The 11,319-nt window shown below is 70.6% G+C and carries 7 protein-coding genes; 4 read left to right on the plus strand and 3 right to left on the minus strand.

What is annotated here, in order from left to right; genetic code table 11:
* Positions 1–131 precede the first annotated feature (131 nt).
* Entirely contained in the window at positions 132–1,433 is a 1,302-nt protein-coding gene (locus tag DQ392_RS08250; protein ID WP_114014860.1) for an exo-beta-N-acetylmuramidase NamZ family protein, read from the plus strand.
* A gap of 105 nt (positions 1,434–1,538) precedes the next feature.
* On the opposite strand, the gene DQ392_RS08255 is transcribed toward DQ392_RS08250, so the two are convergent.
* Complete coding sequence (locus tag DQ392_RS08255) at positions 1,539–3,446, minus strand: ABC transporter ATP-binding protein (protein ID WP_114014861.1); 1,908 nt, start codon at positions 3,444–3,446, stop codon at positions 1,539–1,541.
* Positions 3,447–3,607: 161 nt separating this feature from the next.
* On the opposite strand from DQ392_RS08255, the gene DQ392_RS08260 reads away from it, so the two are divergent.
* Together DQ392_RS08260 and DQ392_RS08265 are read left to right on the plus strand one after the other, a co-directional pair.
* Positions 3,608–4,057 carry a MarR family winged helix-turn-helix transcriptional regulator gene (locus DQ392_RS08260; protein WP_114014862.1) on the plus strand — a complete coding sequence of 150 codons (450 nt, stop codon included), beginning with the start codon at positions 3,608–3,610 and terminating at the stop codon, positions 4,055–4,057.
* A 135-nt stretch (positions 4,058–4,192) separates the two neighbouring features.
* Complete coding sequence (locus DQ392_RS08265) at positions 4,193–7,162, plus strand: FAD-binding and (Fe-S)-binding domain-containing protein (protein WP_114014863.1); 2,970 nt, start codon at positions 4,193–4,195, stop codon at positions 7,160–7,162.
* Positions 7,163–7,214: 52 nt separating this feature from the next.
* Here the strand turns inward: DQ392_RS08265 and DQ392_RS08270 are convergent, their stop codons facing one another.
* Complete coding sequence (locus DQ392_RS08270) at positions 7,215–8,621, minus strand: alpha-amylase (protein WP_114014864.1); 1,407 nt, start codon at positions 8,619–8,621, stop codon at positions 7,215–7,217.
* A gap of 344 nt (positions 8,622–8,965) precedes the next feature.
* Between DQ392_RS08270 and DQ392_RS08275 the strand changes: the two genes are divergently transcribed.
* Positions 8,966–10,381: a Gfo/Idh/MocA family protein gene (locus DQ392_RS08275; protein WP_114014865.1), complete on the plus strand. Its 1,416-nt coding sequence runs from the start codon at positions 8,966–8,968 to the stop codon at positions 10,379–10,381.
* A gap of 92 nt (positions 10,382–10,473) precedes the next feature.
* On the opposite strand, the gene DQ392_RS08280 is transcribed toward DQ392_RS08275, so the two are convergent.
* Positions 10,474–11,316, minus strand: a complete 843-nt coding sequence (locus DQ392_RS08280) for a L,D-transpeptidase family protein (protein ID WP_114014866.1) — start codon at positions 11,314–11,316, stop codon at positions 10,474–10,476.
* Between the last annotated feature and the right edge of the window lie 3 nt (positions 11,317–11,319).

Genomic DNA, 11,319 nt, shown 5'->3' on the forward strand with positions numbered 1-11,319 from the left:
TCCGCTGCGCGCCCCCTGGTGGGCGTGCACGCGTTCGTATTAGCTTGCCCCACCACTACGTGGCTAGGTGGCCGCTCACCACGTCCACTCACCGCTTCGCTGCACCCTTCTCGTTGGAAGGACGGTTCCTGATGGCCCGTACTCCCTCTCGTCGCTCCCTGATGGCCGGTGGCACGGCCGCCGCCCTCGCCACCCCGCTGCTGGCGCACACCGCGGTCGCCGCCCCGCCGGGCCGGTCACCGGGCGGACACGGTGGGCAGCGGGTGACGCCGGGCGCCGACGTGGCGGCGGCCGGCGGGTGGCGCGTACTGCGGGGTCGGAAGGTCGGTGTCGTCAGCAATCCGACGGGAGTGCTCAGGGACGCGCGGCACGTGGTCGACTCGATGGCCGAACGGGACGAGCTGCACATCGTCGGCGTCTTCGGCCCCGAACACGGCTTCCGGGGCAGCGCGCAAGCGGGCGAGTCGGAACCGGAGTTCGAAGACCCCCGCACCGGTCTGACGGTGTACGACGCGTACGGCGCCGACGCGGCGAAGATGGCCGCTCTCTTCCGCAAGGCCGGAGTCGACACGGTCGTCTTCGACATCCAGGACGTGGGCGTGCGCTTCTACACCTACATCTGGACGATGTACCACGCGATGGTCGCTGCCCGGGACATCGGCGCGACCTTCGTCGTCCTCGACCGGCCGAACCCGGTCGGGCGCAGAGCCGACGGCCCGCTGCTGACGCCCGAGTACTCCTCCGGCGTCGGCCTCAAGCCGATCATCCAGCAGCACGGCATGACCGTGGGAGAGCTGGCTCGCTACTTCAACGGCGAACTGCTGCCCGCGGAGGGCGACGGCGGCAAGGCCGAACTGGAGATCGTCGAGGTGCGCGGCTGGTCCCCCCGTACGACGGCGCAGCACACGGGGCTGCCCTGGGTACCACCGTCCCCGAACATGCCGACGCCCGACACCGCCACCGCTTACGCGGGCACCGGCTACTTCGAGGGAACGAACCTGTCCGAGGGGCGGGGCACCACCCAGCCGTTCCAGTTCGTCGGAGCGCCCTATCTGGACCACCACTACAGCGACCGCCTCAACGCCCTGCGCCTGCCGGGTGTGCGTTTCCGTGAGGGCTACTTCGTGCCCACCTTCAGCAAGCACGAGGGCAAGACCTGCGCGGGTGTCCAGCTCCTGGTGACCGACCCGGAACGGTACGAGGCGGTGCCGACCGCTGTCGCCATGCTGCGGGAGGCCATGCGGTACGACGGCTTCGCCTGGCGCAAGGATCCCGACACGGAGCGGCCGTACTGGATCGACAAGCTGTCGGGCTCTCCCCGGCTGCGCGAGATGCTCGACGCGGGCGCGTCCCTGGAAGAGGTCACCGGATCCTGGCGCCGTGAGGTCCGCGACTTCGAACGGACCAGGCGGCGTTATCTGCTCTACCGGTGATGTGCCCCACGGGCCTCTTCCGGTGAGGCGGCCCGCGGGCCTCCACCGGTGGGGCCGGCCCACGGGCGGCGGCCCACTACGGCCGATGGGCCCTCCTGACCGCTGTCAGCCCACCACCACGTCGGCCGGCTCCCGGTCGTCGGGCGACGCGTCGGCGCCGGTCGTCTCCCCGTCACGGCGCACCAGGGCGGCGTACTTGCCGTTCGCTGCGAGGAGCTCCTCATGCGTGCCCCGTTCCGCGATCCGGCCTCCGTCCAGGACGACGATCTGGTCGGCGCCGCGGATGGTGGAGAGGCGGTGCGCGATGGTGAGGGTGGTCCGCCCGGCCGACAGCGCGTCGATGGCCTCCTGTACAGCACGTTCGGTGCGGGTGTCGAGCGCGCTGGTGGCCTCGTCGAGGATGAGCACGGGCGGGTCTCTGAGGATGGTGCGCGCCAGCGCGAGTCGCTGTTTCTCGCCGCCGGAGAAGCGGTAGCCGCGCTCTCCGACGAGAGTGTCGTAACCGTCCGGCAGGGCGGCGATGTGGTCGTGGATCTGTGCCGCCCTGGCAGCGGCGCGCAGTTCCTCGTCGGAGGCCGCCGGTTTGGCGAAGCGCAGGTTCTCGGCGACGGTCGCGTGGAAAAGATACGTCTCCTGGGACACGACACCCACCGCCTCGGAGAGGGTGGCGAAACCGAGGTCGCGGACGTCCACCCCGTCGAGAGTGACGCGGCCCGCGCTCACGTCGTAGAGCCGGGGGACCAGGTAGCTGAGGGTGCTCTTGCCCGACCCTGTGGCTCCCACGACGGCGAGGCTGCTGCCCGGAGGGACGGTCAGATCGACGCCGTCGAGGGTGCGGGCCCGCGCCCCGACGGTGCTGCCGACAGTGCCCGCGCTCGCGGGCATGTCGGTGTCACGGGAGTCGTCGTCGTAGGAGAAGTCGACGCTCTCGAAGCGCACTTCGCCCCGCACCGAGGGGAGAACGACAGGGTGCTCGGGCTCGGTGATGGTGACGGGCAGGTCGAGGTATTCGAAGATGCGCTGGAAGAGCGCCAGCGAGGTCTGCATCTCCACGCCGGTGGTCAGCAGCGAGACGGTCGGCCGCAGCAGCCCCTGCTGGAGGGTGACGAAGGCGACGAGGGTGCCGATGGAGAACGCCGGGCCACCGAAGTGGGTGAGCATGCCGGCCGTCCAGTAAAGCAGGGCGGGGATGGCGGACATGACGATGCCGATGGTCGCCATCCGCCAGCGCCCCGCCATGTTGGAGCGCACCTCCAGGTCGACGAGGCGCTCGGACTCGCCCGCGAAGCCGCGGGTGAGCGAGTCCGACCTGCCCATGGTGCGTCCGAGCAGGATGCCGCTGACCGACAGTGACTCGGTGACCAGCGCGGAGATGGCGGCCATCTGTTTCTGCCTGTCGGTGGCGACGCGCTTGCGTTCCCGCCCCACGCGCCGGCTCACCCACACGAAGAAGGGCAGCAGCACGAGGGAGGCGAGGGTGAGCCGCCAGTCGAGGGCGAGCATGGCGACGATGGTGGCGACCACGCTGGTCAGGTTGGAGACCAGCGAGGTGGCGGTCGAGGTCACCGTCGCCTGCATACCACCGATGTCGTTGGCGATGCGGGACTGGACCTCACCCGTCCGTGTGCGCGTGAAGAAGGCGAGCGGCATCCGCTGGAGCTTGGCGTAGACACCCGTGCGCAGATCGTGCATGACGCGCTGGCCCACGGTGGTGCTGATCAGTGTCTGGAGCACGCCGAAGACGCTGGTCATGACGGCGGTGAGGATCATGCCGAGGGCCAGCAGCGAGAGCAGACCGGTGCGCTGCTGGGGGATGGCGACGTCCAGGATCTCGCGCAGCAGGAACGGGGACGCCACGGAGACCAGCGAGGAGGCGGCCACCAGGAGACCGACCAGGATCAGTCGGCCGCGGTAGGGGCGGAACAGGCGCAGGATGCGGCGCACCTGCGCGGGCTGCTCGGGCGTCGACGGGTCCTTCGGTGCCGGCCTCCAGCCGGGCTCTGCATGGCGCAAGGGGCTCCTCGGAATCGGTGGTGCGGGGCGGGGGGTGGCGAGTGCGGCACACCCGTGTGCCGTCTGCCCGTCACACCGTGTGCCGCTCGCCGTCGGAATTCCGGAGCATAGTTCATCGTTACCTATACTCACAATGAACATTGTCCTGATAGCTTGCGGTCATGCCCCAGCACTCCGCCGGCGAACACGCCTCCGACCTGGCTGACCAGCTCCTGCGCCTGACCAAGCGGATCAACCACGCCCACCGGCAGAACTTCGCCCCAGTGGGCGTCACACCCGCGCAGGCCCGGATGCTGCGGACCGTCTCGCACAGTCCCCAGCCACCCCGGATGGCGGACCTCGCCGAGCGGCTGGGTGTGGTGCCCCGGCAGGTGACGAGCCTCATCGACGCACTGGAGGAGCGCGGCCTGGTGCGCCGTTCCCCCGACCCCGCTAACCGCCGGGTGACCCGGATCGAGCTGACACAGGGCGGCTTCCAAGCGCTGGAGGAGCTGAGGCAGGCCCGTCGGGCCGCGGCACAGGAGCTGCTGGCCCCGCTGACCTCCGCACAGCGCGACGAGCTCAGCCGCCTGCTGGCGCTGCTGGACGGGCGTGGCCACGGCTCGGCGTAGCCAGGGGAGGACGAGCGTTGTCCGGCCGGTACGACCCCCACGGCCGGTGTCGGAGGGCCGATTTAGCATGAGACGCACATTCCAGCCCTGCCCTCACCCGAGCCACCTCGCCCCCTCGCGTGCCCAGGAGATGCCATGCCGCTGCTCGAACCGAAGCCTGGAGCACTGCGCCCGCGCACCGGCGCCGGTCACGCCCCCGCCGCCGACCGGGTGCCGCAGGAGCGGGCGCACGGCACCCCGCAGCCGCTCCGGAGCGACCTGGAGAAGCTGCTGGGCTCGGAGAAGGTGCTCTCGAAGGTCTCCGACCTGGTGCGCTACGCCTCCGACGCGAGCCCGTACCGCTTCATTCCCCAGGTGGTGGTGCTCGCCGAGGACGCGACGGACGTCGCCGCGGTGCTCTTCTACGCACACGAGCACGGCCGGGACGTCGTCTTCCGCGCCGCCGGCACGTCGCTGAACGGCCAGGCGCAGGGTGAGGACATCCTCATCGACGTGCGCCGCCACTGGACGGGTGTCGAGGTCTTGGAGGAGGGCAGGCGGGCACGGATCGGGCCTGGCACCACCGTCTTCCGGACGAACGCCGCGCTGGCGCCGCACGGACGGCTGCTGGGTCCCGACCCGGCCAGCGCCATCGCCTGCACCGTCGGCGGAGTGGTCGCCAACAACGCCTCCGGGATGACGGCGGGCACCACCCGCAACTCCTACCGCACCGTCGCCTCGCTGACCTGCGTCCTGGCGAGCGGCACCGTCGTGGACACGGCCGACCCGGCGGCGGACGAGAAGCTGGCGCGGGAGGAGCCCGGGCTGTGCGAGGGCCTGCTGGCACTCAAGGCCGAGATCGAGGCCGACGCGCGGCTCGTCGCCCGCATCCGGGCCAAGTACGAGTTGAAGAACACCAACGGCTACCGGCTCGACGCCTTCCTGGACGGCGTCACGCCGGTCGAGATCCTGCGCGGGCTGATGGTCGGCTCCCAGGGCACGCTCGGCTTTCTCGCGGAGTTCGTCTTCGACACCCTGCCGCTGCACCGTCGCACCTCGACGGGGCTGTTCTTCTTCCCGTCGCTGTCGGCCGCGGCCGCCGCGGTGCCCCGCTTCAACGAGGCCGGGGCGATGTCCGTGGAGCTGATGGACGGCAACACCCTGCGGGCCTCGGTGAGCGTCTCGGGAGTGCCGCAGGACTGGGCGGACCTGCCCAAGGAGACCACGGCCCTGCTGGTCGAGTTCCGCTCCCCCGACGACGCCGTACGCGAGGAGCGCGAGCAAGCGGCACGCGCGGTGCTGGCCGACCTGGACCTGGTGGCCCCTGTCCCCTCGGTCACCAACGAGCTGACACGCGATCCAGGGACGATCGCCTCGTACTGGAAGGCGCGCAAGGCGTTCGTCACGGCGGTCGGGGGCTCACGCCCCTCCGGCACCACCCTGATCACCGAGGACTTCGCGGTGCCGCCCTCCCGGCTGGCCGAGGCGTGCGAGGCGCTGCTGGAGCTTCAGGAACGCCACGGCTTCGACGCCGCGGTGGCCGGGCACGCGGCGCACGGCAACCTGCACTTCCTGCTGGCCTTCGACGCGGCGAACCCCGAGGACGTGGCCCGCTATGCCGCGTTCATGGACGACTTCTGCCGGATGACCGTCGAGCGATTCGACGGCTCCCTCAAGGCAGAGCACGCCACCGGCCGCAACATCGCCCCGTTCCTGGAGCTGGAGTGGGGAGCCGAGGCCACCGAGCTGATGTGGCGCATCAAGCGGCTCCTGGACCCCGCCGGGGTGCTGGCCCCCGGCGTCCTGCTGGACCGTGATCCGCGAGCGCACCTGCGGGGGCTGAAATCCATCCCCAGCGTGGAAGCCGTCGCCGACCCGTGCATCGAGTGCGGTTTTTGCGAACCCACCTGCCCGAGCGAGGACCTGACCACCACACCACGGCAGCGCATCGTGCTCCGCCGCGAGATGCTGCGGCAGCGCCCCGGTTCCCTGGTGGGCGAGAACCTGCTCGCCAGCTACGGATACGACGCCGTGGACACCTGCGCGGGCGACTCCACCTGCGCGCTCGACTGCCCGGTCGGCATCGACACGGGCGCGATGATGAAGTCCTTCCGACACGCGCGGCACTCCTCCCGCGAGGAGCGCACCGCCGCACGCACGGCACAGCACTTCGCCCGTGTGGAGCGCTCGGCCCGGCTGGCCGTCGCGGCCGCCGACCAGCTGCGCAAGCGCCTGCGCGGCCGCGACGGCACGCTGGGTGACCGGATGCTCAAGGCGGTGACCGGCGCGGCGCGCAAGGCGGTGCGCCCGGACCTGGTGCCCGAGTGGCTGCCCGAGATCCCGGCTCCGGCCGCCGGCCGCCTTCCGGCGACCAGCAGGCAGCTCGCCTCCGCCGTGTACTACCCGGCCTGTGTGAACCGTATCTTCGGTGACCCGGACGGCTACCAGGGAGCGTCGCTGCCTGAGGCCATGGTGACCGTCTCAGCGCGCGCGGGACGCCCGGTGTGGATACCGGAGGACGTGACGGGCACCTGCTGTGCCACCATCTGGCACTCCAAGGGCTACGAGGCGGGCAACACGCTGATGGCCAACCGCATGGTGGAGGCCGCCTGGCGGTGGACGGACGGCGGTGAACTCCCGCTCGTCGTGGACGCCTCCTCCTGCACCCTGGGGATCGCCGAGGAGGTGGTGCCGTACCTCACGCCGGCCAACCGCAAACTCCACGAACGGCTGACGATCGTCGATTCCCTGGTCTGGGCCGCTCAGGAGCTGCTTCCCCGGCTCACCGTCGAGAGCCGCGTCGCCTCGGCCGTCCTCCACCCCACCTGCTCCATGCGGCACCTGGGTGACGAGGCGGAACTGCGCCAGGTGGCGCAGGCGTGCGCCCACGAGGTCGTGGTTCCGCTGGACGCCGGGTGCTGTGCCTTCGCGGGCGACCGCGGATTGCTGCACGAGGAGCTGACCGCCTCCGCGACGGCCCGCGAGGCCGCGGAGGTGGGCCGGCGCTCGTACGACGCGTACCTGTCGGCGAACCGGACCTGCGAGATCGGCATGGACCACGCCACAGGCGACCGCGGGTACCACTCGGTGATCCAGGAACTGGAGCGTGCCACCCGCCCTCGCTGACGGCGGCCGACGCAGGGGCGGGGCGGGCCACTGTGCGGGCCCGCCCCGTGCGTCACTCCGTCGCGTCCACGTGCAGGGCGACGGCGCTGCGGGCCGGCAGCGTCACCTGCGCGGTGCCGTCTGAGCCGACCTCCACCTTCTGTCCGCAGCCGCCCTGCGCGGAGGCCACGTTGCAGTAGGTCCCGGACGGCAGCGAGGTCGTGAACGCCCTGCTGACCTCGCTGTCACTGTTGTTGAGCGCGACGAAGCCCTTGTCGCCGCGGCTGAAGGCAAGGGCCTGCCCCTCGGACCACCAGTCGGTGAGCTCCGCCGTGCCGACCGCGTTGTGGAAGCCGACCATCCCGGTGATCTCCGGCTTGGCGTGGTTGCCGGTCCAGCCGGTCCCGCCGCTGGGCGGCCCGGCGTCGGCGTCGCTGAACTCGTAGCCCGAGTAGACGTTCGGCGAACCGTAGGGGTGGGCGAGCAGGAAGACGTTGGCGAGCGTGTGGGCCGCACCGTCCTTGTAGGTCAGCGTCGAGCCGTTGCGCTCGGTGTCCCAGTTGTCGACGAACGTGCGTGCGGAACCGCCCTCCAGCATGCCGTCGCCGAGGTTCTGGAGCGCGCCGAGGTCTCCGCCCTGGAACGCCCCCTTGAGCGCGCGGCCGTAGCGGAACTCGTCGACGTCCCCCACTTCCGTGTACTCCTCCGGCTGTACCGCCTCGCCGTCGCCGTGTATCACCTCGCTGACCCAGAAACCCGGGTCCTCGGTCATCTTCGCCTTGATGGCGGCCATGTCGGCCGCCGCCATGTGCTTGGCCGCGTCGATCCGGAACCCGGCCGCCCCCAGGGACCGCAGGTCGTCGAGGTAGCCGGCGATGGCGCCGCGCACCTTGTCGCTGCCGGTGTCGAGGTCGGCGAGGCCCACCAGTTCGCAGTTCTGCACGTCGTCACGGTTGGTGTAGTCCGCGATGTCACGACGGCAGGTGTGGAAGTCGGCGTCCTCCCAGGTGCCCTCGTAGGCGTACTTGGAGTACGGGGTGCCGCCGGTTCCCGTGCCCGATCCCGAGGTCATGTGGTTGATGACGGCGTCCGCGATCACCTTGACGCCCGCCGACTCACACGCCTGCACCATGTCCGCGAAGTCGGCACGGCTGCCGAGCCTGCCCGCGATCTTGTAGCTGACCGGCTGGTACGACGTCCACCAGGCGTCCCCCTGAATGTGCTCGCCGGCGGGCGAGACCTCCACATAGCCGTAGCCGGCGGGACCGAGCGTGTCCGTGCACTCCTGGGCGACGGACGCGAAGGGGCGCTCGAACAGCGTGGCGGTGACAGCCCTCTCACCGGGAGGGGAAACCTTTGCCGCGGTTGCGGAGGGGCCCGCCTGCGCGGGGTCCGCCTGCGCGTGCCAGGGCGCCGTCGCGAGCAGGCCGCCGGCCGCCAGTACCCCTGCCGTGCTCGCGCTGAGCAGACGTTTTCTCATGATGCGGCTCCTTCGGTGTGCGGGCACTCAGGTGCCCGGAAGGCAGCCAGGCGCCTGGGCCGCCGTGGGGGGACGTGGACACGCGGGTTCGAGCGAGCCCGCGTGACCACGAGGTTGACCGGGAGCCTGCCGTCAGGGCGTGAGCACGTCAAGAGGGTGCGCAAGGAATTCCAGTCCCTTGCAGCAAGAAGTTGCGGGGGCGGAAGTCCCGCACCGGACGCGGAAGTCCATCCACGAACGACGAGAGTCCAAGTCCGCGCTCTTGCGCACCACTGGTCTCAACCAGCAGGGTCCATAGCCGAGTTCACCCACCCGGACGACATGCGAAGACTGCGGGAGACCCGATGAGTGACGACCAAGGATTCAGCCGCCGCTCCGTACTGCGGACCGCCTCAGCCGCCGGAGCGGGGCTGGGCATCGGGGCAGTGAGCACCCCGGCGGCGGAGGCCGCGGCGCCCGGCCCCGCTGCGGCCGCCGCAGCCGCGCAGGGCGAGGCCGCGACACCGCCACGGCGGGGTCGCACCATGATCGGCGTACCGTTCGACGAGCGCCGCACCGTCCGGGTCGGCATTATCGGCCTGGGGCAGCGCGGCGGCAGCATGATCGACCTCTTCCTGGCCCTGGAGGGCGTGCGGGTGGTCGCGCTGTGCGATCCGGTGCGGGAGAAGACCGAACGCGCCGCCAAGAAGGTCACCGACGCGGGCCAGCCGGCGCCGGCCCTCTACGCCAAGGGCGACCACGACTTCGAGAAGCTGTGCAGACGCGGGGACCTCGACTTCGTCTACGTCGCCACCCCGTGGGACTGGCACTTCGAGATGGCGAAGGCCGCCATGAAGGGCGGCAAGCACGTCGGCGTCGAGTGTCCGATCGCGCTGGAACTCACAGAGCTGTGGGAGCTGGTCGACCTTTCGGAAAAGACCCGCAAGCACTGCATGCAACTGGAGAACTGCGCCTACGGGCAGAACGAGATGCGGGTCCTGCGCATGGCGCACGAAGGGCTCTTCGGTGACCTGCTGCACGGCGCGGGCGCCTACCTCCACGACCTGCGCGGCCTGATGTTCGACCCCGACTACTACGAGGGCCCTTGGCGCCGCAAGTGGCACACCCGGCTCAAGGGCGACCTCTACCCGAACCACGGCTTCGGCCCCGTCGCCAACTACATGGACGTCAACCGTGGCGATCGCGCGGTCCGGATCGCCACCTTCGGGTCCCCCTCCCTCGGCCTGGCCGCCTACCGCGAGGAACACGCGCCGAAGGGCGACGAGAGCTGGAAGGAGACCTACATCAAGAGCGACATGGCGATCAGCCTCATCCAGACCGCCAAGGGCCGGGTCATCCGTCTGGAACAGGACGTCTCCAACCCCCACCCCTACTCCCGGCTCAACATCCTCGGCGGCACCAAGGGCGTCTTCGAGGACTACCCGCCCCGCGTCTATCTCGAACCGGACATGTCCGGCGACGAATGGGGCGACTTCGACGGGTACAAGGAACACGACCACTGGCTGTGGAAGGAACACGCCAATCCCCCCGGCGGGCACGGCGGCATGGACTACATCATGCTCTTCCGCTTGACGCAGTGCATGAGGCTGGGGCTGGTACCCGACTTCGACGTCTACGACGCGGCCACCTGGACCGCCCCCGTGCCGCTCAGCCACGCCTCCATCAAGGCCAAGGGCCTGCCGCAGGAGATCCCGGACTTCACCCGTGGCCTCTGGAAGAAGGAACGCCCGGGTGTCGACTCCGAGAAGCCCGAGGAATGAGTCGGGACGTGACGGAGGAGAACCTCGCCCCCTGAGAAGTGGCGGGCGCCCGGGCCCGGTTCGTCGCGCCCGGGAACCGCTCGCTCACCCGCTCAGCTCTTGAGCGAAGCCTTGTCCCCCATCACGACCGTGGGGTGCTTGCCCGGATCCAACGTCCGCAGCAGCGTCTCCATCCCGGACTTCGACAGGCTCACACAGCCCGATGTGCCGCTGCCGTGGTCCATGTGCAACCAGATGCTGCCCCCCTTGGCCTGGCCCTGCGGCCGGGTCGGGTCGAGGGGGGAGGTGCCCTTGACGCGGTTGTAGTCGATGGCGATCACGTGGTCGAAGTCGTGCCGGGTCTTCTTCGGCCAGTACGAGGGCGGAGTGAACGCCGACGTGTGGGCGTACGGCAGCCTGGCGTCGGGTCCGGGCAGTACCCCGCCCGCGTCCGAGAGCGAGAAGACACCGACCGGGCTGCGCTTGTCGCCCTGACGGTGGTCGCGCGTCCAGCCCTTCTTGCCGTTGTGCGCCTGCCAGCTGTGCTCCTCGTGCCACGCCTTGCCGTGCCGGGTGTAGAGGCGGACCGTCGCGGCCGCCGAGTCCTTGCCCCTGCCCTCGACGGCCACGACCTGAGTGCTGTTGTCGGGAATCTTCGCCTGGAGACGGTCACCCACACGAGGGATTTCCGTGGGGTTCTTCGCCAGCTCGGCCTTCGGTGGTGGCTCTGAGCCCTTCTCGGCCTTCGTACTGCCCGAGCCCTGACCTCCACCATCGTCGGACCCGCAGCCCGCGAGGAGCACAGCCAGCACCGTGCCACCCGCTGCCGCCACCAGAGCGGCCCTGGCCTTGGCGCGCGCTCTCGCCCTGGCAGCCGGCACGTCCTGGGCACGGCCCGTGGTGGTCCCGCGCGCCGCTGCCGCGCCGCTTGTCCGTCCTGCCCCACGTATGCGCATGTC

The organism is Streptomyces reniochalinae, from assembly GCF_003323735.1.
GTDB classification, from domain to species: Bacteria; Actinomycetota; Actinomycetes; order Streptomycetales; family Streptomycetaceae; genus Streptomyces; species Streptomyces reniochalinae.